Raw genomic sequence first — 24525 nt, 5'->3', positions numbered from 1 at the left:
CCTTACGCCCGCGCCGACGTCCAACCCTGGGCGTGCAGTTTCTCGATGCCGTCCAGCAGCAGGTCGAGCGCGAACTCGAATTCAAACTGGTCATCACAGCCCTGCCCAACAACGGCGTCCGGATCGTGGGCGGAAGCCATGGCGATCGTCAGGACATTCGGGTAGCGCCTGGCCATCTCCTGGAGCATTGCCTGCCGGGCCGCCTCGTCCGGGTCCGCCACCGCTCCGTCCGTTGGCTCGGCCGGTTCCTGGAACAGCTCCTGGGTGAAGCCCCACATGCGGCTGCCAATGGCGTGCATGACGTGGTGGGTCAGATCCACCGAGAAGCCGCCCTCGAGAAACATTCCGATAAACGAGTCCATGTAGGCGAGGACGCCGGGCGTTTTGTTGGTGCGCGTTTCGAGGACCTGCCGGGCCCATTGATGCCGCTGAAGGACGCTCCGAGCTGAAAGGATCCTGCGCCGGACCACGTCCTTCCAGCCCAGGCCGGTGGCCGGCGGATCGATCTCGGTGATGATCACGTCGATCATGCCGTCGAGAAGCTCCTCCTTGTGGGCTACATGTTTGTACAGCGCCATGGGCACCACGTCGAGCTCCTGGGCAAGCCTGCGCATACTCAGCGGCCCGATCCCTATTTCGTCGGCAAGCGCGACGGCGGCCTGCAGCACCCTGTCGCGGTTGAGGCGCACGCGCTGCGCCGCGCCCTGCCTGCTCATGCCATTGGTCCTTCCGTTTCCTTGCACCCCTTGACCAGTGTACGGCGTACACCTACATTTGGTCCTAGAAGGTGTACGTCGTACACCTCAGCCCCAAGGGCGACCTCCTGGTCCGCTTCCGGAGGGCAAGCACGCCGGCACCAAGAGGAGCAGGACAATGCAAACCACAAGGCAAAGTGCACCGGCGAAGGCGCCCGCGGCTGTAAAGCGACGGCGACGGGAGTGGCTTGTTCCCGCCGGCCTGATCTTCCTCAGCCTCATCCCGGTGATCGCCGGCGCCGCCCGGCTGACCGAACTGACCGGTGGAGCGGCAGTGACGGAGCGCAACGCCAGGTTCTTCGACTCCCCCACACCGGTGGTAATCCATATCGTCAGTGTCACCGTCTACTCCCTGCTCGGAGCATTCCAGTTCGTTCCGTCGCTCCGCCGGCGCCGCTGGCACCGTATCGCCGGGCGAGTCCTCCTGCCGGCGGGCCTGCTCGCAGCACTGTCCGGCCTCTATATGGCGGTCTTCTACACGCTGCCGCCCAGCGACGGGCAGCTGCTGCTTGTCCTTCGGCTCGTTTTCGGCTCCGCCATGGCACTCAGCCTCATCCTGGGACTTCGCGCAGTGCTGCGCCGCGACTTCACGAAGCACGGCGGGTGGATGACCAGGGCGTACGCCATCGGCCTCGGTGCTGGAACCCAGGCCCTGATCCTCATCGTGCCCGAACTACTCGCCAGCCCGCCGGACGTTACAACGAGGGCCGTTCTGATGGGGGCCGCCTGGGTCATCAACCTCGCCGTGGCGGAGTATTTCATCCGCAGGCGCTCCCTTCCCACCCGCCAAACGTTCCCGCGCCCGCTAGTCCGGGCGACGCCGTCGTAAGCCTTGTTCTGTGTCTTCCCGAGACGTTCCTTGACGCTGCGCTACGCCCTGTTGAGCGTTCGCGACGTCCCGTGAACGCCCGCTACGGGAATGATTGTGGCGCTGCCGGGTGCTCCGTACTCTCAACTCAGCATCCCCCAGCAAAGGAACTTTCCAATGTCAGACCCCTCAAGCAAGAGTCCGGAACAGCCAAGCTCCACCCGCATCGTCGCCGGCCAGTCAGCCACTCCCAAGCGCCCCCTCGGCCTGAAGATCGGCATCGCCGCCGGCATCCTGGCCCTCGTCGGTGGCGGCGCCGCCGTCGCCTCCGCGGTCAACAACAACAACAGTGCGCCGGCAGCGGTCCAGGAGACCGCAGCTGCCGGCAACCCCGCCGCAGAACTGAAGCTCGGCTACTTCGGCAACGTCACCCACGCCCCCGCCCTCGTCGGCGTCAGCCAGGGCCACATTGCCGATGAACTCGGCGATACGAAGCTGACCACCCAGGTGTTCAACGCCGGCCCCGCCGCCATCGAGGCCCTGAACGCCGGCGCCATCGACGCCACCTACATCGGCCCGAACCCGGCCATCAACTCCTACGTCAAGAGCGCCGGCGAGTCGGTGCACATCATTGCCGGCGCAGCCGCCGGCGGCGCCCAGCTGGTGGTCAAGCCAGAGATAAACTCCCCCGCAGACCTCCAGGGCAAGACGCTCGCCTCCCCGCAGCTTGGCGGCACGCAGGACGTTGCGCTCCGGGCGTGGCTCGCTTCGCAGGGCTACAAGACCAACGTGGACGGCAGCGGCGACGTCGCCATCAACCCCACTGAAAACGCCCAGACCCTGAAGCTGTTCCAGGACGGAAAGCTCGACGGCGCGTGGCTGCCTGAGCCCTGGGCCTCCCGTTTGGTACTGACCGCCGGAGCCAAGGTGCTGGTGGATGAGAAGGACCTGTGGGACGGCTCGCTGTCCGGCAAGCCGGGCGAATTCCCCACCACCATCCTGATCGTCAGCCAGAAATTCGCCACTGACCACCCGGACACCGTGAAGGCGCTGCTGAAGGGGCACGTGAAGTCGGTGGAGTGGCTGAACAACGCGGCCGACGGCGAGAAGGCCTCTATCATCAACGCCGCTTTGAAGGAATCCGCCGGCGCCGAACTGAAGGCGGACGTGATCGACAGGTCGCTGAAGAACATCGTGTTCACCGTGGACCCGCTGGCCGGAACCTACCAGAAGCTCCTGGCCGACGGCGTCGCTGCCGGCACCACCAAGCAGGCCGACATCAACGGCATCTTCGACCTGGCCGCGCTCAACAGCGTGGCAGGCGAGAAGACTTCGGCCGCGGGGCTCGGCAAGGAGTAACCCAACCACTGGCACGCTCTCTCACTTAACGCGCCATTTTCGCTAACGCTCTCTCACTTTCCTTAAGAAAGTGAGAGAGCGTTAGTGATTTAACCCCATTTAGTGAGAGAGCGTCGCTGTGGCGGGTATCAGCGGGGCGGATAGTTGATATCAAAAAGCTCGCCTTCCCCGAATATATGAAGTGCCTCACAGTAGTTACAGGACCTGCAGCAACCTGTACCGCAGCCAGTAACCAGAAGGACTTCAACGTGGAAACTCCCCTCTCCCATCTTGCCCACCTCGAAATCACCACCCCGGACGTCGAAGCCTCGGCACGGTTCTACGAGGAAAAGTTCGGCATGCGCATCATCGACCGCGTGGACGGCAACGTCTACCTGCGCTGCTGGGGCGACTACTACCGCTACAGCCTGGTCATCACCGAAGGACCGGAAGCGTCCCTGGGCCGGATGGCCTGGCGGACCAACTCCCAGGCAGCCCTCGAAGCCGCAGCCCAGCGCATCGAAGCAACCGGCGTCCAGGGCACCTGGACCCCCGGCGGCCACGGCTTCGGCAAGGCCTACGAATTCACCGGCCCCTACGGCCACCACATGCGCCTCTTCTATGAAGTGGAAAAGTTCGTAGCCGAACCCGGCTTCGAGTCCACCTACCCGGACCGGCCCGAGCGCCGCAGCAGCCACGCCGCCGCACCCCGCTTCCTGGACCACGTCACCGTGGCGTCCTCCGATGTCCGCGGTTTCGCCAAGTGGTACAACGAGGCCCTCGGCTTCCGCGTCATGGCCTTCGTTGACCTGGACGAAGCACCCATCACCGTGTTCTCCGTGCTGACCACCAACGAAAAGTCCCACGACCTCGGCGTCGTCCTGGACACCTCCAGCCGCGCCGGCCGCGTCAACCACATCGCCTTCTGGGTGGACGCCACCGAGGACCTGCTCCGCACCGCCGACGTCATGATGGAAAACGGCACGCCGATGGAATACGGCCCCTCAATCCACGGCGTGGGCGAACAGAACTTCCTCTACTTCCGCGACCCCTCCGGCATGCGCGTCGAACTGAACTCCGGCGGCTACCGCAACTACGTCCCGGACTGGGACGCCAACACCTGGAAGCCGTCGCTGGGCTCCAACAACTTCTACAAGAACGGCGCCATGCCGCACTCCATGACCGAGTCCTTCCCGCCGGCCGAGGGCTTCACCGCCACCGAAGAAGGTGCCTCCCCCGAAATGAAGGAAGCCCTCTTGAACCCCTACGCCAAGCAGGGACGGGGCTAGAAAGATATGCCTGAAGCAACATATGCCCTCATCCGCTTCCAGGAAGCCGGCGACGGCAAGGCCCGCGCCGGCCTGCTGATCAATGACCGGGTCCTGCCACTGGACGGGGACATCAACTCCCTGATCGAGCACTGGGAAACCGCCGAAGCCCAGCTGGACACCCTCGCCGCCGCCGCCGGCCAGGACGCCAGCCTGGCACTCGCCGACGTCGAGGTCCTCGCCCCGGTGGAACCGGCCCAGGTGCTGCAGACTGGCGCGAATTACCGCAAGCACGTGATCGACCTCGCCGCAGCGCACCGCGAACCGGGCGAGGACGAGGAAGAAGTGCGCACCAAGACGGCGGCCATGATGGACAAGCGGGCAGGCCAGGGCACGCCGTACTTCTTCATCGGGCTTCCGACGGCGATCGCCTCCGCAACGGACGACCTCACCCTGCCTGCCTACTCCAAGTCCCACGACTGGGAGCTGGAACTGGCAGCGGTCATCGGCAGGACCGCGTTCCGCGTCACCCCCGAGGAAGCCCTGGACTACGTCTTCGGTTACACCATGGTCAACGACATCACCACCCGTGAATACGTCTTCCGCAAGGACATGCCGGCCATCGGCTCTGACTGGTACCGCGCCAAGAACGCCCCCGGTTTCCTGCCCACCGGTCCGCTGCTGGTGCCCGCCAAGTTCTTCGGGGACCCGCAGGACGTTCAAGTGACCTTGAAGCTTAACGGCAAGGCCATGCAGGACGAGTCCACACAGGACATGATCTTCGGGGTGGCCAAGCTGGTCAGCGAGGCCTCGCAAATCATGCCGCTCCGGCCCGGGGACCTGGTCCTCACCGGAAGCCCCGCCGGCAACGGCCAACACTGGGGCCGCCTGCTTCAAGACGGGGATGTCATGGAAGGCACCATCACGGGCCTTGGCACCCAGCTGATCCGCTGCAAGGACGAAGTTCTCGCTGAAGGCAGCAAGCAGTGACCACGCAGGACACAGCACCAACCACCGCCACCGGGGAATCAACCGATTCCCCGGTGATCCGGCGTGAGGACCCGCTGGGCAGCATCCGCGCCATGGCCGCGGCCCACAACAACTGGGGCCGCTGGGGCCAGGACGACGTCCTGGGCACCCTGAACTTCATCGACGCCGCCAAGCGCGTCGAAGCCGCGGCCCTCGTCAGGACCGGTGAGGCGTTCTCGCTGTCCCAGCCGTTCGACACCAACGGACCGCAGAAGGGCTGGCGCCGCCGCACCAACCCCGTCCACACCATGACGGACACCGGGGTGGACGCCGAACGCGGCAACCAGGGATTTCCGCACGGCTTCGGCGGTGCCGACGACGTGATCGCCATGCCGCTGCAGTGCTCCACCCAGTGGGACGGCCTGGGCCACATCTTCGACCAGGGCAAGGCCTGGAACGGCAGGGCAGCCGGCGACGTAGTCACCTCGGAGGGCGACCTGGTGACCGGCATCGAAACCGCTGCGGCCAAGATCGTCACCCGCGGCGTCCTGCTCGACGTCGGCCGTGCGCTCGGCCCGGAACTGGGAAGGAACGACGGCGAACTGCCGGACGGTTTCGCCATCACCCCCGAACACCTCCAGCGGACCATTGACCTGCAGGGGCACAGCTCAAAGGTGGGCCGCGGCGACATCGTGGTGATCCGCACCGGGCAGCACACGAGGGTCCGCCGGGACGGCTGGGGCGACTACGCCGGCGGTTCGGCACCGGGCCTGTCCTTCAGTACGGCACCGTGGCTGCACCGCTCGGAAATCGCCGGGATCGCCACCGACACCTGGGGGTTCGAAGTCCGTCCCAACGAGTTCGACGCCGCCTTCCAGCCCCTGCACCAGATCGCCATCCCCAACCTCGGCCTGTTCCTGGGCGAGATGTGGGACCCGGATGGCCTGGCTGAAGCGTGTGCGGCGGACGGCAGGTACGACTTCCTGCTCACCGCCGCGCCTCTTCCGATCACCGGTGCCGTCGGATCGCCCGTCAACCCGATCGCCGTCCGGTAGCTTCAGTTAAAACAGCAACAAAACCACCAGCAGTAACGCCGTCAATACAAAGGAGTCAGCGATGGCAGCAGTACAGAACGTCGGAATCGTCGGGGCCGGAGCCGCGGGACTGACCGCAGCCATCCTCCTGGCCGACGCCGGAATCCAGGTGGAAATCCTTGAGAAGGCGGAAGCGCCGCAGACCCTTGGATCCGGGATCACCCTGCAGGGCAACGCCCTGCGGGTCCTCCGCCAACTCGGCGTCTGGGATCAGGTCGAGGCGAAGGGCTACGGCTTCAGCACCCTGGGCCTGCGCGCCCCGGACCCCGACGGCACCGTCATCGCCCTCCTGGAGGACATCCGGACGGGCGGTGATGACCTGCCCGCCACAATGGGCATGTACCGCCCCGACCTCACCGCCATCCTCCGCGACCGGGCAGAGCAGGCAGGCGCCCGGATCAGCTACGGCAGGACAGTCACCGGCATAACGGACGACGGCGGGTCCGTCACCGTGGGCACCGCCGACGGCGCCACCGCCACCTACAACCTCCTGATTGGCGCCGACGGCCTGCACTCCGCTGTCCGCAAGGAGATCGGCATCGAGGTAGAGCCGCAGCCCACGGGCATGGGCATCTGGCGCGCCTTTGTGGAGCGCCCGGAAGAGGTGGTCCGGACGGACCTGACCTACGGCGGACCCTGCTTCATCGCCGGCTACTGCCCCACAGGCCCTGACACCATCTACGCCTACCTGGTGGAGAAGGCCCAGGAGCGCAAGCACGAGGACGGCCCCCGCATCATGGCTGAACTCGCCGCGGCCTACGGCGGCCCCTGGAACGAGATCCGCACCAACCTGGACCACAGTGCCCGCATCAACTACACCTGGTTCACCACCCACCTGGTCGACGGGTCCTGGAACCGCGGCCGCAGCGTCATCATCGGCGACGCCGCGCACAGCTGCCCGCCAACGATTGCGCAGGGTGCTGCCATGGCGATGGAGGATGCGGCTGTGCTGGCCGAGCTCCTCATCAGTGCCGACGACGTTACCGAGACGCTCTGGAAAGAGTTCACCGACCGCCGCCTGGACAGGGCAAAGGCAGTTGTCAACGCGTCCGTCCAGTTGGGCCAGTGGATGCTCGACGGCGTCCGGGATGCCAACGTGCCCGGCCTTATGCATTCAATCTCCAGCCTCGTTAAGGAACCGGCATGAGCAACGGCATAACTCAAACCCCCACCGTTGACGTCCACGCCCATATCCTGCTTCCGGCCCTGCAGCAGCTCGTGGCCGAGGCGGACCCGGAGGGCTTCGGCGCGCAGCAGGCCCTGGAGGTGCGGCGCAACGGACCCGAATCGATGGCCGCTTCGGGGCGGATGATCAAGGAGCGCTGGCCGCAGCTGACGGACCTGGACCGCCGGCTCGCGGACATGGATGCCCAAGGCGTGGACGTACAGCTGGTCTCGCCGTCGCCGTCGCACTTCTACTACTTCGCCGGCGAGGAGCTGGCCATGAAGGTGGCAAAGGCAGCGAACCGGGCTGTCCGCGAGTTCGTGGACCGCGCCCCGGAGCGGCTCAACGGGCTGGGCCTGGTCCCGCTCCAGCACCCCGCCCTGATGGTGGAAGCCCTGGAGCACGCGGTTCTGGAGTGCGGGCTGCTCGGCGTCGAAATCGGATCGTTCGCCGCCACGCCGAACGATCCGGAGCGCAGCACCGTGGAACTCTCCGACCCCCGGCTGGAGCCGTTCTGGAGCCGGGCCGAGGAGCTGGGCGCCCTGGTGTTCCTGCACCCGTTTGGCTGCTCGCTGGATGAGCGGCTGGACCGCTTCTACCTCGCCAACACCGTCTCGCAGCCCGCCGAGAACGCGGTGGCCCTGTCCCACCTGATCTTCAGCGGCGTCCTGGACCGGTACCCGGAGCTCAAGGTACTCGCGGCGCACGGCGGCGGCTACCTGCCCACCACCCTGGGCCGCTCAGACCACGCGTGGAAGGTCCGGCCTGAGGCACACGGCTGTGCCCAGCCGCCGTCGTCCTACCTGAAGAAGCTGTACTTCGACTCGCTCGTCCACAGCCCCGCTGAACTGAAGGCACTCGTCGCCGCAGCCGGTCCGGAGCAGGTACTGCTGGGCTCGGACTACCCCTTCGACATGGGCTCCGACCTTCCGGTGGACGAGATCCAGGCTGCCGCGCTCCCGGCCGACGACGAGGCACAGGTTTTGGGCGGCAACGCACGCACCCTGGGCATCACCGCAGCGGCCGCCCTGACCGCCCGACCCAACGCTTAAGGAACACTTCCATGGTCAAGATTGCACGCTGGAACCACGACGGCGGGACGCAGTCCGGCTTCGTGGACGGCGGATCCTGCTACGCCCTGCCCGGCGGCCAGGGCGTCCAGACGCTGCTGGACGCCGGTCTGGACGACACCCTGCGCGTTGCCCGGGAAACCGTAGCTTCCGCCCCTGCCGTTCCGCTGGCGGACGTCCAGCTGCTCGCCCCGCTCGAGCCCGCCACCATGCGGGACTTCGTGGCGTTCGAGGAACATGTGGAAGGCGTGCGGAAGAGCATCGACGGCGTGGCCGGCGTGGTGCCCGAGTGGTACGAGGCACCCACGTTCTACTTCACCAACCCTCATACCGTGACCGGCACGGGCGAGGTAATTGGGATTCCGGCGGGCTGTGAGGACCTGGACTTTGAGACTGAAGTGGCCGCCGTCGTCGGACGCGTCCCCGGGAGCGACGGCAGGAACCTGACCGCTGCCGAGGCGCACCGGCACATCTTCGGTTACACAATCCTCAACGACTGGTCCGCACGGGACCTGCAGCGCCGTGAAATGAAGGTCAGCCTCGGCCCCTGCAAGGGCAAGGACTTCGCCAACACCCTGGGGCCCTGGATCGTGACTGCCGACGAATTCGAGGACCGGCACGACGCCGAAGGGTTCCTGCCGATCTCCATGGCCGTCGAAGTCAATGGCGAGCCCATCGGCCAGGACCTGCTGTCCAACATGGGCTGGCCCTTCGCCGAGCTGGTGGCCTACGCCTCGCAGGACTCGGTGGTGCGGCCAGGCGACGTGCTGGGCTCCGGCACGTGCGGCAGCGGCTGCCTCGCGGAGCTGTGGGGACGGAACGGCGCGAAGACTCCCCCGCCCCTGAAGACCGGTGACGTGGTGAGGATGACGGTGGAAGGCATCGGCACCATCGAAAACACGGTGGGCGCCCGGCGCGAGGCCGTAACCCGTGTGCCTGCCCGGCCCAGGCCCCGTAACCGGGTTGCCGCTGCGGCTCCTTCCGGCGTCTAAGGTGGTTTCCCTCCAGCTTGAAGGCCGGACCGTGGTGGTCACCGGCGCAGGCCAGGGGCAGGGCGCCGCGGAAGCACGACTGCTGGCGGAGGCAGGGGCACGGGTCATTGCCACGGACCTGGCAGCGGACGCGCCAGCCGGGCTGGCTGACGTGTCCCTCGCTTCGGACGGCGAGCTGCTGTACCGGCAGCTGGACGTCATTGATGAGGGCGGTTGGTCCGGCCTCGCTTCCTGGATCCAATCCCAGGGCTGGCAGGTGGACGGGCTGGTCAACAATGCCGGAATCACCCAGCGCAGCCGGCTGCTTGAGGCATCAGTGGCTGACCTGCACAGGGTCTACGACGTGAACGTGGCGGGCAGCCTGTTGGGGATCCAGGCACTGTCTCCGCTGATGGGCAGCGGCTCATCGATCGTCAATGTTGGCTCTGCTGCCGGCCTAACCGCTCATTATCCGCTGGCGTACACCGCGAGCAAGTGGGCGCTGCGCGGGTTGTCCCAAGTGGCAGCGATGGAACTTGGACCCAGCGGCATTCGGGTGAACACCGTCCACCCGGGTTTCATCGAAACGCCTATGACGGCGGGCGCCAAACCGGAGTTCCGGCAAGCCACTCTGGAAGAGACCCCGCTGGGACGCTCCGGGAACGTGGAGGAGGTGGCCGCCGTCGTGCTCTTCCTGCTCAGCCCGCTCTCTTCGTTCGTGACCGGGGCCGAAATCCCGGTGGACGGCGGCCAGTCCGGCCACGGCGGCGCCAAGTCGGTGTCCGATGCCCTCCGCTGACTGCCCCTATACATCCCAACTAGGTAGCGCTAAGTGTCGTTTTGGAGCGTCAAAACGACACATAGCGCTACTTAGTTGGGGGGCACCGCGAGAAACTTAGCCTGGCAGCACCGCCGACCAGCCGCCGTCGACCATCAGGTTTGCACCGGTCACATACCACGCTTCATCCGACGCAAGGAACAGCGCGCAGTTGGCGACTTCTTCCGGCGCCCCAATCCGCCCCAGCGGGATGCTGCCCGCGATAGTCCGCATGGGGTGGTCCGGTGCCAGCAGGTTGCCCTCGGTGGCCGCGGTGCGGATCATTCCCGGGCTGACGGTGTTAACGCGAAGCCCATACGGAGCGCCCTCGGCCGCGAGCTGTTTGGTCATGGCCACCACGGCACCCTTCGTGGCGGTATGGGCCAGCCGGCCGTTGGTCATGGATCCGGTGACTCCCGCAGTCGACCCCACCAGTACAATGGCCGCATTCGGCACCTGGATCAGCTGCGGCCAGAAATACTTCACCGGCAGGAACACCACATCCATTTCGTGCTCCACGTTCCACTTCCAGTCGGCAAAGGTGAGCTGCTCCACCGGGGCGAAACGGGTGACCGCCGCGTTGGCATAGACGATATGGACCTGGCCGTGCTCCGCCGCGACATCCCACGCCCACCCGGCCACAGCTGCCTCATCCGTGAGATCCACCCGGCTGCTGCTCATCCGGCCCCCGGCAGCGGTGACCGCCGCAACCGTGGCCGCGGCGCCGTCGTCGTCCATGTCACAGCCCACCACCAACGCTCCTGCCCCGGCGAAGGCGAGCGCGGCCGCCCTGCCCTGGCCGCTGGCCGTTCCGGTGATGACGGCGGTCTTGCCGGCCAGGCGCTGACTGGAAGCAGGCATAAAGAGTCCTTTACGAAAGCGTGTTTCTTCGACTTTCGCAGGGACGGGCTGGCCGGGGAACGGCCCTTCGGGTCTAGGTGGTATCTGCCGCGTGGATAGACGCGGGGTTAGTCGCGGGGATGGGCTCAACCCTCTTCCGTGGCGATGACCGCAGGAGTGCCGGCGGCCGGTGCCGCGGCGTCGGCGGCCAGAGCTTGGCGACGACGGTAAATCTGGACGGCGATGGCGGTGGGGATCACGGCTAAAGCGGTGATCCGCATCCAGGGCCGGTCCAGGACGTGACCGGTGAGCGCATCCAAGGAGAAGGGTCCGGAGCCGCCGATGGTGAACGCCGCTGCTGCCAGGCCCAGCACGGCAGGGTACTCAAGGCCGCCCTCCATGGCGAAGAAGCCGTTCGGGGCGTGGACGCTGGCTGCGACGCCCATGGTGGTTGCAGCAGCGGCGCCGGCGGCCGGGGTGGCCAGACCCAGGGCCAAGGCCAGGCCGGCTCCTGCTTCACCTACGCCCGCAAGGATGGCGCTGGGCTTTGCCGGGCGGAACCCCATGGCATGCATACCTTTGCTGGTGCCTTCGACGCCTCCCCCGCCGAACCAGCCGAAAAGCTTTTGGGATCCGTGGGCGATAAGCACCCCTCCGAGACCGACCCGGAACAGGGTTTGTGCGGCGGCCGCGGCCTCAGGGCTGGTGGTTACGTTGCTCATAACGGTCCTCCTTGGGTTGTTTGAGTCGCTGCACGGCTCATTTCAGCACGAGTCTACGGCCGCGCAACCACCCCGTCACGGGGGAAATATCAACCAGGACACCGGCAACCGGCACAAGGCGCTGGCGTCAGGCGGTATCCGCCGCGTGGATAGTCACGGGGTGCGCAGTGACAGGGAAAAGTTCGTGCAGCCGTGCGCAAGAACGCTGGACCACGGAGCGAAGCCAGACGCTGGCCGGGTCCTCGGCCTGGGACGGGTGCCAGTACATGGCCTCCACCAGGGACGCCTCGGTCCCCTCCGAGAACTCCAGCACAACGATGTCCGCACCGCGCTGCGCCCGTGCCGCCAGCATCCGCGGGACCATCGCCACCAAATCGGTTCCTTCCACCAGGAGCGGCAGGGACAGGAACCCGGCCACCACGGCCGCCACGCGGCGCTGCATGCCCCGGGACTCGAACAGCTTATCGGCCGGGGTGCTGATTCCCTCGCCGAAATAGCCGACGGCGTGGGGCACCGTCGTCAGGTCCGCCAGCGTGAGCCGGGGCTGCTGAAGCAGGGGATTTCCGGCGTCGGCGATGGCCACGAAGCTGTCACGAAACACCTGCTTGCTGGCCCCCTGCATCTGGTACCCGGTGGGCCCCACGAGCAGGTCGATCTTTGAATAGTCGGCCATCTGTCCTTGGATGCCTGTGCCGGCAGTGGGGACAAAATCCACTGAAACGCCCGGGGCCTCCTCGCGCAGGATCCCGCGCAGCGGCCCCACGATCAGCGCTGCGGCATAGTCCGAGGCGGCGATGACGAACTCCCGCTCACTGGTGGCGGCGTCGAAACCGGACCGCACGCGCGTTGCCCGCTGGATGTGAAGCATCGCTTCATCAATCATCGGAACCAGGGACTGCGCAAAGGGCGTGAGGTCATAGGTGCGGCCGTTCCGCACCAGGAGTTCGTCGTCGAAATGCCGCCGCAACCTTGCCATGGCCGCGCTGGTGGCCGGTTGGCTGAGCTGGAGCCGCTCGGCCGCCCGGGAGATGTTCCGCAGTTCCAGCAGGACCTGCAGTTGGGGCAGCAGGTTGAGGTCCAGGTTCTTCACGCTCCTAAGGTTATCCGTCTGCGGATAGCGGAGCGCGTGGACCGCGTTGCCGAAAGGAGCACCTAAACCTGAGGGCGAAAAGTGTTGTCCTTCTTGCCCGCCAACGCAGTCCATCGCTGGCGCAAGGCGTAGGCGGCAGGTTTTGGCCGCCGGTCGCGGGTGAAGACTCCCTTCTTGTTGCCGTCGACCCGCCGCACCCCGTCGGAGGTCTGGAAGTCGGCGAAATTCCAGACGTGCTCACCCACCATTGCGTCGATGCGGTCGAACACGCGCTGGTACATGTCCAGGAACGCCGTCTGGTATTCCTCGCTCCACGGCTGCTCGTAGATGGAGTGCAGGCCGGTCATGGTGTCGGCGCCGTACTCGGTCATGATCATGGGTTTGCCGTAAGCAGCTTCCCAGGTCCGGAGTTCGGCTTCCAGGAGGGTCTCTGCGGTCTCCAGGTCACCGGTGTTGGTGTACCAGCCCTCGTAGCGGTTGAGCATGATGACGTCGAAGAGGTCGCCGAGCTTTTCATTGCCGATGGGGTCGAAGATCAGGTTGACGTAGCCAACAGGGCGGCTCGGATCCAGCTGGCGCGTGAGCCGGGCCAGCGGCTCGTAGTATTCGCGGGCGCCGTCTTCTGAGGCGTTGGGCTCGTTGGCGATGGACCAGAGGACCACGGAGGGGTGGTTTTTGTCCCGGTCAATCAGCTCGGTGATGGCCTGGCGGTGGTTGGCGGCGGTCTTCGCGTCGACCGCGCCTTCTTCGTAGGTCTTCTGTGGCAGGCCGCCGAAGGCAGCGGCGAACCCGTGGTTGAGTCCCACGGCGGCTGTTTCGTCGATGACCACGATGCCGTGGCGGTCGGCGTATTCCAGGAATTCTTCGGCGTAGGGGTAGTGGGATGTCCGGAAGGAGTTCGCCCCGGACCACTTCAGGAGTTCCAGGTCATTCACCATCTGGGCGTTGCTGTGGCCTTTGCCGATGGTCACGTGGTCCTCGTGCATTCCGAACCCGGTGAAGTAGAACGGCGCGCCGTTGATCAGGAACTCCGTGCCGCTCACCTCCACGGTGCGGATCCCCACCGGCAGCGAGTAGGTATCCAACAGCCTGCCGCCGTCACGGATCTCCGCTGTGAGGCTGTACAGGTAACCGGCCCCGGGCTGCCAGAGGACGACGTCGTCAATTGCCAGGGTGCCGTCGGTTCCGTTCCCCCGGACTACTTCGGCGCCTGCCGCGTCCTTGAGGATGACAGAGACGTTTTCAGTGCCGGTTCCGCCGCGTACGGCAACGCTGTAGTCGACGGTGCCGTTGTGTCCTTCGAAGCCGGTAACAACGGTGATGTCCTCGACTGTCACGGCTGGGGTGCTGTAGAGCCACACACTGCGGTGCAGGCCCGCGTAGTTGTAGAAGTCGTGGAAGTAGGTCTGCTTCCTCCGGCCGTCCTCCCCCAGAGTGATTTTGCCGGGCGGAATGGTCGCCTGGGTCAGTTCGTTGTTGACGGCGATGGTGAGGCGGAAAGCCTGGCCCGCGGTGACGTAATCGGTGATGTCTGCGCTGAACGGAACATAGCCACCCACGTGCTGGGCAACCAGGACGTCTTCGACCCACACCATGCCCTCATGCGTTGCGGAGTCCAGGCGCAGGTGGATCCGCTCCCCTGCCCAGCCGCGCGGTACCCGGACTTCGCGCTGGTACCAGACGTACCCCACGTGGTTGCGGATGGCCTTGTCCGGGAAAACGTCGTTGTAGCTGCCGGGAACGCCGATCTCCAATCCGGTGTCCAGCGGCGCCCTGAACCACTCCTCGCTGTGGCCTGACCTTTCGGTGTCCACCTTGAACCGGTACAGGCCGTCCAGATTGACCAGCTCGCGGGTTTCGTTGGCTTGGGGTTTCAGCAATTTTTTGTCCTTTTCATGTTGGAGCGCCGGGAGGCACCCGGCTCCGTTTAAGCGGAGGATTAGTGGGCAGTGGGTGCGGCAGCAGCCAGCAGGCGTCCGCTGGAGCCCCGGAGGATGAGTTCGGTATCGACATGCACCAGGGACGGCTGGTCCTCGGCTTCCCGGTCGAGCTTGTCCAGGAGGAGCGCCGCCGCGGTGGTGCCGCAGGTGGCCAATGGCGATCGGACCGTTGTCAGTGGCGGTGTGGTGAAGTCGGCCCCAAAAATGTCATCGAAGCCCACAATGCTGATGTGGTCGGGTACTACCACGCCCGCTGCCTGGAGTTCCTGCATCAGTCCGATGGCGAGAAGGTCGTTGTAGGCCAAAACTGCAGTCGCTCCGCTGGACAGGACTTCATGGGCAACCCGCCGCCCGCCGTCCACGGTTGGCTTGCCGGTTTCCAGCCGTACCGCCTCGAGCCGGGACCAGTCACAGGCCGCCTGCAGGCCTTCCCAGCGGCGAATCGACATCCATGACTGCTGCGGGCCGGCAACGTAGGCAACCTTGCGGTGTCCCTGTTCAGCCAAGGCTCGGACGGCCGCACTGATGCCGCCGTTGACGTCGGGGACCACGCAGGAGACACCTTCAACTTCACGGTTAATGACAACGAGGGGTTTGCTGGCAGCGAGCGTGCGGATGTTGTCATCGTCCATTCGGGGACTTGCCAGAATCAGTCCGTCCACGGTGGCCTGCATCCGGGTCGCTGCCTTCAGTTCGGTGGCTGGAGACTCGGCAGATTCAGCGATCATCATGGTGTACCCCCGGGTGATGGCCGTGGATTGGGCGGCGCGGATCACGTCGAAGAACGTGGGATTCGTGATGTCCGTCAGAATCAGCCCAAGAGTTTCGGTGCGGCCTGATCCCAGCGCCCGCGCAAAGGGGTTCATCTGGAACTGCAAGGATTCCGCTGCGTCCTGGATGGCCTTTTGGGTCTTCGCGCTGACGCGTCCCGGCTTGTTGAGTGCCCGCGAAACGGTGGAGGGATTGACGCCGGCAGCTTTGGCGATGTCGTAGATTGTGGGTTTCGCCCTGCTGCCCGCCCCCTCGACGGGTGTTTCTGTGGTGCTCATGCCAGGAGCGCCTGTTCGTTCTGGTGACGCTGGATCTCGAGGAGCCGGTGGCGGTCGGCGCGGCGCTTTTCCTGCCGGTCCGGGTCCGGGACAGGGGACGCGAGCAGCAGCCGCTGGGTGTAGGGGTGTTCGGGGTCGGTGGTGACGACGTCGGCGGATCCTTGTTCAACGATCTCGCCGCGGTACATCACGGCCACGCGGTGGCTGATGTGCCGGACCACGTCCAGGTCGTGCGAAACGAAGAGGTAGGAGACGCCGGTGTGGTGTTGGATCTGCAGGAACAGGTCCAGGACGCGGGCCTGGGTGGAGAGGTCCAGTGCGCTCACGGGTTCGTCGCAGACGATGAGTTTCGGTGACAGGGCCAGGGCGCGGGCGATCGCGACGCGCTGGCGCTGGCCGCCGCTGAATTCCCGGGGCAGCCGGTGGATCGCGTCCGAGGGCAGGCCCACCTGGTCCAGCAGTTCCTTCACGCGCTTCTTCGCGGCGGCGGGTGCCATGCCCTGCACGCCGAGGGGTTCGGCAAGGATGTCGCCGATTTCCAGGGCCGGGTTCAGGGAGGTGTACGGGTCCTGGAAGACCACCTGCAGGTCCCGGCTGAGGATCCGGCGTTCCTTGCGGCTGGCGCGGCTGATGTCCCTGCCCTCAAAAATGATCCTGCCCCCGGTGACAGGCGCCAGGCCGAGGACTGCCCGGCCCAGGGTGGTCTTGCCGGAGCCGGACTCGCCCACCAGGCCCAGGGTCTCGCCCTGGCGGATGCTGATGTTGATGTCCGTCAGGGCGCGGAACGGCTTGGAACGCAAGCCCTTGCCCTGGTACTCCACCACTAGGTCCTCCACACGGAGGAGTTCGTCGCGGACATTCCCCGGGGAACCGCCCGCCTTAGCAGTGGATCCGTTCATGATGCTGCTCCTTTCGGACTGGCGGATGCGAGCATGGTCATCGGTTCCTTGCCTTCGAGCATGGAATTCAGCAGCGTCTGCGTGTACTGCTCTTTCGGGTTGCGGAGGATGTCCCGGACCGAGCCCTCCTCAACGAGCCGGCCGTTCTGCATCACCACGACGCGGTCGCACAGGTCGGCCACCACGCCGAAGTTGTGGGTCACCAGGATGACGCCGACGCCGAGGCGGCGCTGCAGGTCGCGGATGAGGTCCAGGACGTCCGCCTGGACAGTCACATCCAGGGCGGTGGTGGGTTCATCGGCGATGATCAGGTCCGGTTCGCAGCTGATGGCGCCGGCGATGAGCACGCGCTGGGCCATGCCGCCGGACACTTCGTGCGGGTAGGCCTTAAATGTCCGGTCCGGGTTGACGATTCCGACGTCGGAGAGCAGCTTGAGTGCCCGCTTGCGGGCTTCGTCCTTGGAGATGCCCAGGACCCGGACCATCGGGGTGACCAGCTGGTAGCCGATGGTGAACGCCGGATCCAGGTTGCTCATGGGTTCCTGCGGGATGTAGGAGATCCGTCTGCCGCGCAGCTTGGACAGGCGGTCCTGGTTCACCCGGTCATCCTTGGGCGCCACGGTGTAGTTGCCGTCGAACTGGATGGAACCGGAGACAATGCGTGCGTTGTCGGGCAGCAGGCCAAGGATCGAGAACGCCGTCTGGGACTTGCCGGAACCGGATTCACCCACGATGCCCAGGATCTCGCCGCGGTCCACGTGGAAGGACACGTCGTCGACCACCTTCTTTATGGAACCGTCGGCCTGCGGATAGCCGACGCCGAGGTTGGTCACCTTCACGAGGTGGTGCTCTGTGCCGGTTTCGACGGCGGCTACGGGCTGACGGGACAGACGCACCCGGGCGGGTGCCGCCGTCGTGCCTTTCGCCTGTACTGCATTCTTCTTGTGGTGCCGGATCTTTTCGCCGTCTTCGAGCGCGTCGCGGATGGCGTTGCCGAGCAGGACAAGTGCTCCGATGGTGAGCGCCATGGCCAGTGCCGGCCAGACCAGCAACGTCGGCGTGAGGTACACGTTCTTGAATCCCTCGCTGAGCATCACGCCCCACGTTGCCTTGGCCGGGTCCCCCAGGCCCAGGAATTCAAGACCGGACTGGATGGCGATGGCCACACCGGCGATCGCCGCAGTCTGGATGATGATGGGAGCCCGAACCACGGAGAAAATGTGGCGGGCAATGATGCTCCCGTCCGAAAGACCGGACACGCGGGCCGCATCGACGTAGAGCTCGTTGCGGACCGACTGGACAGCTGAACGGGTGAGGCGGAAGTACGAGGGACTGATCAGGATGCCGAAAGCGATCATGGCGATCCAGACGGAAGGTCCGAAAGCTGCGCGGATGGTCAGCAGTACGATCAGGCCAGGCAAACTCATGAGGATGCTCACCACCCAGTTCGACACCGCTTCGAACCTGCCCGCGTAGTAGCCGGCAATGAGGCCGGCAGGCAAGCCGATGCCAATGGCGACGGCGGCGCACAGCAGGGCGGAGAGCAGCGTCAACCGTGCGCCGAACAGCAGGCGGCTCCACACATCACGGCCGGCGCTGTCCGTGCCAAGAATGTTGACGGAGTCCGGCGCAGCCAGGGTCTTGGCGATGTTGGCGAAGTTTTCATCGAACGGTGCCAGGACGTCGGCAAAAGCCGCCAACAGGGCCATTGCCAGCAGGATGGTCATCGCGATCAGGCCCAGCGGGTTCTTGAAGAGGCGCTTGAGCACGGTGGACCGGACCACTGTTCCGGTCTGGCCGCTGGTGCCGGTATCAGGGGTGCCCGGGACGGGTGCCAGGGCTGAGGCTTCCACGGACTCTGTCACGAGGCACGCACCTTCGGGTTGAGCCACCCGTTGAGCAGATCAACAACAAGGTTGACCACAATCACAACGGCGACGGTGTACATAACGACGCCCATCACCACGGGCTGGTCACTCTGGGCGGTGGCGGTGACGGCGAGGGGGCCCATTCCCGGGAGGGCGAAAATGGCTTCGAGGATTACGACCCCACCGAGCATCCCGATCAGCTGGAGGCTCAGAACGGTAAGGCCTGCCGGTGCTGCGCTGCGCAGCACGTGTTTGAGCAGGATTTCGCCTTCTCCAATGCCGCGGCTGCGAAGGGTGCGGACGTAGTCACGTTCCAGCTGCTTGATGACGGCACTGCGGATCTGCTGGGCGCCGCTGGTCACCCCGTTGATCAGGAGGGCGATCACCGGAAGGGTCAACGACAGTACCCAGGCGTCCGCGCCTGCGTCGGGTGAAATAGTGCTCGTGGCGGGAAAGACGCCCAGCTGGATGGCCAGGATGGTGACCAGGATGATGCCGATAACAAATCCCGGAATGGAGTCGCCAATGATCGCTCCCACCTGCACTGTCCGGTCTACCCATCCGCGCCTGACGGCAGCTGCAACGCCTGCCAGGGTGGCGATGACGGCAATCAGGATCATTGCTGCGAAAACCATAGTCATGGTGACCGGGATCCGCGTTGCAAGGGAGGCGGCCACAGGTTCAGAGGTGAACCAGGAGGACCCCAGGTCGCCTCGCAGGGTGTCCGCAAGCCAGGCGCCGTAGCGGACAACCACCGGCTGGCCGAGGCCGAGTTCGGCTTCTTTCAGTGCCACCTGCTCAGGGGTGGCCTGGTCGCCCAGGATGTTGCGGGCGATGCTGCTGCTGGAGGCGTACAGGAGGAAGAAAGTCAGGGCCGAAACAGCGAACAGGACAATGATGCCGCTGCCGAGGCGTTTGAGGATGAATGGGATCATTGCTGGTTCTCCGTCGAACTGGCGTGCTGTGACCGTGTCCGGCGGCGGCCCCTTGAGGTCGCCGCCGGACGATGGCTGGGAAGAGTGCCGCTACTTCGCGGGCGAGTAGTTGTAGATCGACGGGACAGCCTGCTGGATCTGCGGCGTCACGTTGACCTTGTCGTTGTGGTAGTACATCTGGTTGATCCGGAACAGCGGGGCAAACCAGGCTTCCTCCACGAGGTACCGGTTGACTTCCTGCGCCAGCTTGTCCGATTCTTCCCCGCCATTCTGGACGGCATCGATCTTGGCCTGCAGTTCAGGAGTGGTGTTCTTGAACGGGTTGTAGAAGGCGCTGGTTGAGGCAAGCTGGTTGACGGCTACCCAGGGTTCGCCCTGGAACAGCGAGAAGTACATGCTGGTGTACTTCTGTGCCGCGACATCGCTGGTGAAGGTCGGCCCCGACCAGGCACCGGCGTTCAGCGTGATGCCGACGTCGGCCAACTGCTGCTTGAGGACGTTGATCTGGGTTTCGAAGGCCGGCACCAACGGGACTTCCAGGACCACTCCGGACTCGTAACCGGCTTCTTTCAGCAGTGCCTTCGCTTTGGCGGGGTCGTAGGGGTATTTGTCTTCCAGCTCTTCCAGCCACGCACCGCTGTCCTTGCCGAAGGGCTGGGACGTGGGAGTTCCCTGGCCCAGCAAAACCTGGTCCAGGATGGTCTTGCGGTCGAACGCATGGTTGATTGCCTGCCGGACCCTGACGTCTTTCAGCGCCGGGTTCTTGGTACCGTCCCGGTCGAACAGGATCAGGCCCTGCCAGTCCACCTCGTTCTTCGCGAGCTTCATCTTTGCACCCTCAGCCTGCTTGCCGGTTTTCGGGTCAAGGATTGCGGCGTCCACCTGGCCGGAGACGAGGGCATTAGTACGGGCGGTTATATCAGTCAGGACTTTGTACGAGACTTTTTCGAACTTCTGCAGGTCCTTGTTCCAGTAACCTTCCCGGGCGTTGAAGACGGCCTGGGAATCCTTGACTGTGGCGGCCTTGTCCATCACGTAAGGCCCGGAACCAACAGGCTCGGTCTTGATGGCCTCGGACCCTAGGGCTTTGGGGCTGCCCATCAGGCCGGCGGCCTGGCTCAGGTAGTACTCCAGCGCCGGGTCAGGGGCGCGGAGGTTGAGCTCCACCGTGTCTGCATCCACAACCTTGACCTCGGTAACCGACGCCAGCTGCGACATCTGGGGACCGTTGGCCTTCTTGAAGTGGTCCATGTTGGCTTTGGCTGCCACAGCGTCGAACGGGGCGCCATCACTGAAGGTCACATCCGTGCGGAGATCTACGGTGAGGACAGTATTGGCGTCGTTGTACTTCCACTGCGTCGCGAGCATGGGGCTGAGCTTGCCGTCCGGTTCACGGAGCAGCAAGGAATCGTACGCGATCTGGTACGGCTGCAACCCGTTGCCCACGTGTGCCTGGGCCGGATCCCAGGAGCGGACATCCTGCAGCGCGCCGAGAGTAAGGGAGGTCACGGTCGGCTTGCCCGGGGCGGCGCTTTGCGTACTTCCGCTGCTGCTGCCGCCACATGCGGTGAGCGCCAGTGCGGCGCTGAGTGTAATGGCGGCGCTTGCTGCCGCTGTGGGACCTAACTTCATCGTTGGCTCCTAAAATCGTTGATCAGTTACCGGATCGAGAGTTTGTTGCCGCCTTTGCCATTTTCCTTGGCAACCGGTTGTCAACCTCGTTGCAATCAACAATGACCTACGTCACGTCCGAGGGGAACCTGGGAATTCGTCTAGTAGGTATTTGCGCAGCGAATAGTAGTCACGTGGACAGGCCGCCCGGTGGGCGAAACCGTTAGGGGGCTTAAACCCAGCAGGGCCTCCCGCGGCGATACTGCTGCGGGAGGCCCTGCTTCAACGCCTGGGTGGAGCTACAGCTGTCCAGCCGCCAGCCTTTTAGTGGCTGCGGGGAACCATCCGGGGCCCCCGGACCAGGACAGCCAGCAGGGCAACAGCGCACGTGATTCCCAGCCCGCCCAGGGCGAGGCTAAGGCTTCCGGTTGCCGCCGCGGCCGCGCCCAGGACGATGGGGGTCAGAAACTGGCCGATGAACAGTGTCCCGGTCCAGATGCCGGTGCCACGGCCGCGCTGCTGGAATTCAAGGCCGTTCACGGCCCAGGTCAGCAGCGTGGGCAGAAGCACACCGGTTCCCGCGCTGGCAACAACTGCCCCCGCGATAGCCAGCGGCACATTGTCCGCGATGGAGACCAGGGAGAGCCCGACGGCGGCCAAGCCGAAGGCGAGCGCCAACAGGGTGCGCGTGCCCAGCTTCGCGAGGAAGCGGAATGACATGGCCCCTGCCGCAGTTGCCAAGGAAGCGATGGCCGCGGCGAGCCCGATAAGGGCCGCGTCAGCGACGCCCAGCCCGGTGATGACGTAGGGCAGATGCACGATGAGTGCGTAAAACACGATACCGCCGAAGAGCGTCACGGCGGCCGGGGCACCGATCTGCCGCCATGGCACCGGCGTCCTTGCCGCCGTCGTGCGCTGGATCTTTGCCGGCTCCCACAGCTTGAACATCATGGGGACAACGATCACCGCGCTGACCGCGTAGAGCCAGAACGGCGTCCGCCAGCTGATGCTGCCCAAGGCGCCACCGAGGGCGAAGAACGCGGTGGCGGCGAGCGCGCTGACCATGGTCTGCAGGCCCAGGTATTTGTTCCGCTGTTCGCCGGCGTAGTAGTCCGTGATGAGCGTGGTGCAGCAGGTCATGATGGCGGCTTCCGCAATTCCGACGCCCACCCGGGACAGTGCGATGGACTCGAGCGTGTTCAGCCACAGCGGCGCCGTCCCGAACGCGGCGTAGGCGAGCATCGCGAAAACCAGCAGCTGCTTGCGGCCCACCCGGTCCGCAACGTAGCCGGCGAGCGGTGAGAAGAGCGCCACGAACAGCGCCGGCAGCGTCAGTGTGAGCGGCACCAGGATGGCGACGCCGGGTGTGTCGGCGAACGCCTGGTTCAGGGTGGGGAGGATGGGCGCCAGAAGGACGGCGCCCAGCACCGGCATGCAGCTGCCGGCAACCAGGAGGGTTGCCTGCAGCCGTCCGGCCTTCCGCGTCCCCGGGGTGCCCGGCGCCTCACTCCTGGTCCCGGTATCCGTGAGCTGAATATTCTCCATTGAATTTTCCTTAGCCTCTGATGGTCACGGAGGGTTTCAGCGCGCTTGAGGCGCCGAAAAGTGACTTCCCTCACTGTGGCAACGCTTGGGCTATCTGGGAATCATGGATTTGGGATAACAGGTATCCACGGAACGGATGGCGGGACCAAGCTGCAGCCAGGCCGGCGGTGTCCGGCGAAAATCTCCACGCAGGTCAGGCCACCAGCTCCTCGGCAACCTTCCGGGCCCCGCGCACCGCGATGGCAACACTCATCAGGGTGGGATTCATCGCCGTCGCCGTCGGAATGAGCGCATTGCCGCCCACCACCAGGTTCTCGTAGCCCCACACTCTGGACCACGGATCCGCCACCGAGGTGCCGTCGTCGTTGGCGCCGATCCGCATGGTGCCCTGGTAGTGCAGGCTGGAGCCGTTGGGCATCAACCGGGGCTCGGCAACAAAAACGCCAAGGGCCTTGCCGGCACGGCGCAGCCGATCCGTGGCCTGAGCGATCTCCGTTTCCTCCCGCTCAGTGAGCGCATAGTCGATGGTCATGTTCGGGAAGCCGCGGTAGTCCGGCTCGTTGTCGTCAAACGTGACGGCGTCCTCGTAGCGCGGGTGCTTGCGCAGGCCGTAGCCCATGTTGACGTAGCCCCAGCGGTTCTCGGAGTACGGGGTGCCCGGCTCCATGGGGAACGGCGTGGTTTCGGTGTACATCACCTGGACCGAGAAAGGGTGCTCGGGCTCGGAAAACGGGATGCGGTTCACGGCCGCCACCGGATCCGCGGAATTCAGCGCACGCCGGGCAAGCTCAGCCTTGAGGTCCTCTTCCGTGGCGAAGCGGCGCATCTTTTCGGCGTCGAGCGCCACCGTGGAGATGACCACGGGGTGTTCGGTCAGGTAGTGGCCAAGCGCCGCCGGCCGGATGCCCGAGGCCCACAGCAGCTGCGGCGAGCGGAAGGCATCGGCGGCCACCACCACGATGTCAGCTGCCACGAAAGACGTCTCCCCGGTGCGGAGGTCCTGCACCGTGACGCCGGTGACACGCTGTCCGTCCAGTTCCACGCGGCGGACCAGGGTGAGGTCGCGCAGCTCGAACTGCTTGGAGAGCGGGCTGTCCTTGTCGATCAGCGGGCCGAGGACGACGTCGGCCCCGGCCCAGCGCACGGACCCGTCAGGCTGCGGGTCCCCGGCCACCGGAAGGGTGCCCACCCCGTAGCCGTCCGGCAGCTCCGCGCCGAACTCTTCGTCCAGGAGGGACCGGATCGCCTCACCGACCTTCGAATCCGCGAAGGCGGCACTGTGGACGTGCAGCAGCTGCTTTGCGTCCTCAATCAGCCCATCCCACTCGTCATCGGCGATGAAGGGGAGCTTCTCGCTGAAGGCGGGCGACGGCGTCGCGCAGGTCCAGTGGGCACCCTGGCCCCCTACGTTGGTGGCCGCAGCCGCGGCCGGGAAGGAGTGAGCATGGGCGGAACCCGCGCCGCCGAAGTCCAGGAGGTGGGTGCCCTGGCGGGCGGTGAACATGCCCTCGGTGACGGTGCCTGCCGGAATGCCCAGCGATTCCCGGTAGGCGCCGGCCTGCGGCCCCTGCGACATTTCCCGGGCACGTGCTTTCTCGGCAGGATCGGGGATGTTGCGAACGCTCTCGCCGGGGACGTCGGTGAGTTGCGGTCCGGCTTCGAACATCATCACCCGCGCGTTCGGGACGTGCTCCAGGAGCACCCGCGCGTACGTGGAACCGATGGGTCCGCTGCCGACGATGGCAATAGTGGGGTTGGACATGATGTCTCC

General features: G+C 65.5%; 21 protein-coding genes. 9 read left to right on the top strand and 12 right to left on the bottom strand.

Going from position 1 to position 24525, the window contains the following annotated elements:
- Positions 1 to 2: 2 nt before the first annotated feature.
- The gene (locus M1D93_RS01690; RefSeq protein WP_461173480.1) at positions 3 to 716 is read right to left on the bottom strand and encodes a TetR/AcrR family transcriptional regulator; all 714 of its coding nucleotides are present in this window, start codon (positions 714 to 716) and stop codon (positions 3 to 5) included.
- 157 nt (positions 717 to 873) lie between these two features.
- Between M1D93_RS01690 and M1D93_RS01685 the strand changes: the two genes are divergently transcribed.
- From M1D93_RS01685 to M1D93_RS01645, 9 genes are all read left to right on the top strand, one after another.
- Positions 874 to 1584: a DUF2306 domain-containing protein gene (locus M1D93_RS01685; RefSeq protein ID WP_461173479.1), complete on the top strand. Its 711-nt coding sequence runs from the start codon at positions 874 to 876 to the stop codon at positions 1582 to 1584.
- Positions 1585 to 1740: 156 nt separating this feature from the next.
- Complete coding sequence (locus tag M1D93_RS01680; RefSeq protein ID WP_461173478.1) at positions 1741 to 2922, top strand: ABC transporter substrate-binding protein; 1182 nt, start codon at positions 1741 to 1743, stop codon at positions 2920 to 2922.
- A 248-nt stretch (positions 2923 to 3170) separates the two neighbouring features.
- Positions 3171 to 4190, top strand: coding sequence for a VOC family protein (locus M1D93_RS01675; RefSeq protein ID WP_461173477.1), 1020 nt, complete (start codon positions 3171 to 3173; stop codon positions 4188 to 4190).
- A gap of 6 nt (positions 4191 to 4196) precedes the next feature.
- Entirely contained in the window at positions 4197 to 5159 is a 963-nt protein-coding gene (locus M1D93_RS01670; RefSeq protein WP_461173476.1) for a fumarylacetoacetate hydrolase family protein, read from the top strand.
- Positions 5156 to 6193 carry a cyclase family protein gene (locus tag M1D93_RS01665; RefSeq protein ID WP_461173475.1) on the top strand — a complete coding sequence of 346 codons (1038 nt, stop codon included), beginning with the start codon at positions 5156 to 5158 and terminating at the stop codon, positions 6191 to 6193. The genes M1D93_RS01670 and M1D93_RS01665 overlap by 4 nt, the downstream gene beginning before the upstream one ends.
- A gap of 61 nt (positions 6194 to 6254) precedes the next feature.
- Positions 6255 to 7379: an FAD-dependent oxidoreductase gene (locus M1D93_RS01660; protein ID WP_461173474.1), complete on the top strand. Its 1125-nt coding sequence runs from the start codon at positions 6255 to 6257 to the stop codon at positions 7377 to 7379.
- Positions 7376 to 8449, top strand: coding sequence for an amidohydrolase family protein (locus tag M1D93_RS01655; RefSeq protein WP_461173473.1), 1074 nt, complete (start codon positions 7376 to 7378; stop codon positions 8447 to 8449). Before M1D93_RS01660 ends, M1D93_RS01655 begins: the two co-directional genes overlap by 4 nt.
- Before the next feature lie 11 nt (positions 8450 to 8460).
- Positions 8461 to 9459, top strand: a complete 999-nt coding sequence (locus tag M1D93_RS01650; RefSeq protein WP_461173472.1) for a fumarylacetoacetate hydrolase family protein — start codon at positions 8461 to 8463, stop codon at positions 9457 to 9459.
- A gap of 1 nt (position 9460) precedes the next feature.
- Positions 9461 to 10237: an SDR family NAD(P)-dependent oxidoreductase gene (locus M1D93_RS01645; RefSeq protein ID WP_461173471.1), complete on the top strand. Its 777-nt coding sequence runs from the start codon at positions 9461 to 9463 to the stop codon at positions 10235 to 10237.
- A 96-nt stretch (positions 10238 to 10333) separates the two neighbouring features.
- Here M1D93_RS01645 and M1D93_RS01640 read toward each other — a convergent pair whose 3' ends face one another.
- From M1D93_RS01640 to M1D93_RS01590, 11 genes are all read right to left on the bottom strand, one after another.
- Positions 10334 to 11116 (bottom strand): SDR family NAD(P)-dependent oxidoreductase, encoded by a 783-nt coding sequence (locus tag M1D93_RS01640; protein WP_461173470.1) that lies wholly within the window; start codon positions 11114 to 11116, stop codon positions 10334 to 10336.
- 125 nt (positions 11117 to 11241) lie between these two features.
- Complete coding sequence (locus M1D93_RS01635) at positions 11242 to 11817, bottom strand: DoxX family protein (protein WP_461173469.1); 576 nt, start codon at positions 11815 to 11817, stop codon at positions 11242 to 11244.
- Positions 11818 to 11944: 127 nt separating this feature from the next.
- Positions 11945 to 12907, bottom strand: a complete 963-nt coding sequence (locus M1D93_RS01630) for a LysR family transcriptional regulator (protein ID WP_461173468.1) — start codon at positions 12905 to 12907, stop codon at positions 11945 to 11947.
- Between the two features lie 62 nt (positions 12908 to 12969).
- A complete protein-coding gene (gene uidA, locus M1D93_RS01625; RefSeq protein ID WP_461173467.1) occupies positions 12970 to 14787 on the bottom strand; it encodes a beta-glucuronidase in 1818 nt (605 codons plus the stop codon).
- Positions 14788 to 14846: 59 nt separating this feature from the next.
- Entirely contained in the window at positions 14847 to 15896 is a 1050-nt protein-coding gene (locus tag M1D93_RS01620) for a LacI family DNA-binding transcriptional regulator (RefSeq protein WP_461173466.1), read from the bottom strand.
- On the bottom strand, positions 15893 to 16795 hold the full coding sequence (locus tag M1D93_RS01615) for an ATP-binding cassette domain-containing protein (protein WP_461173465.1): 903 nt from the start codon (positions 16793 to 16795) through the stop codon (positions 15893 to 15895). Before M1D93_RS01615 ends, M1D93_RS01620 begins: the two co-directional genes overlap by 4 nt.
- On the bottom strand, positions 16792 to 18660 hold the full coding sequence (locus M1D93_RS01610; protein WP_461173464.1) for a dipeptide/oligopeptide/nickel ABC transporter permease/ATP-binding protein: 1869 nt from the start codon (positions 18658 to 18660) through the stop codon (positions 16792 to 16794). The genes M1D93_RS01615 and M1D93_RS01610 overlap by 4 nt, the downstream gene beginning before the upstream one ends.
- Positions 18657 to 19598 (bottom strand): ABC transporter permease, encoded by a 942-nt coding sequence (locus M1D93_RS01605; RefSeq protein ID WP_461173463.1) that lies wholly within the window; start codon positions 19596 to 19598, stop codon positions 18657 to 18659. Before M1D93_RS01605 ends, M1D93_RS01610 begins: the two co-directional genes overlap by 4 nt.
- 90 nt (positions 19599 to 19688) lie before the next feature.
- Entirely contained in the window at positions 19689 to 21230 is a 1542-nt protein-coding gene (locus M1D93_RS01600) for an ABC transporter substrate-binding protein (RefSeq protein ID WP_461173462.1), read from the bottom strand.
- Between the two features lie 303 nt (positions 21231 to 21533).
- Complete coding sequence (locus tag M1D93_RS01595; protein WP_461173461.1) at positions 21534 to 22754, bottom strand: MFS transporter; 1221 nt, start codon at positions 22752 to 22754, stop codon at positions 21534 to 21536.
- Positions 22755 to 22947: 193 nt separating this feature from the next.
- Positions 22948 to 24516: a GMC oxidoreductase gene (locus tag M1D93_RS01590; RefSeq protein WP_461173460.1), complete on the bottom strand. Its 1569-nt coding sequence runs from the start codon at positions 24514 to 24516 to the stop codon at positions 22948 to 22950.
- Between the last annotated feature and the right edge of the window lie 9 nt (positions 24517 to 24525).

It is taken from the genome of Arthrobacter sp. Z1-9 (assembly GCF_054792695.1).
This window is presented reverse-complemented; position numbering and strand designations above follow the sequence as displayed.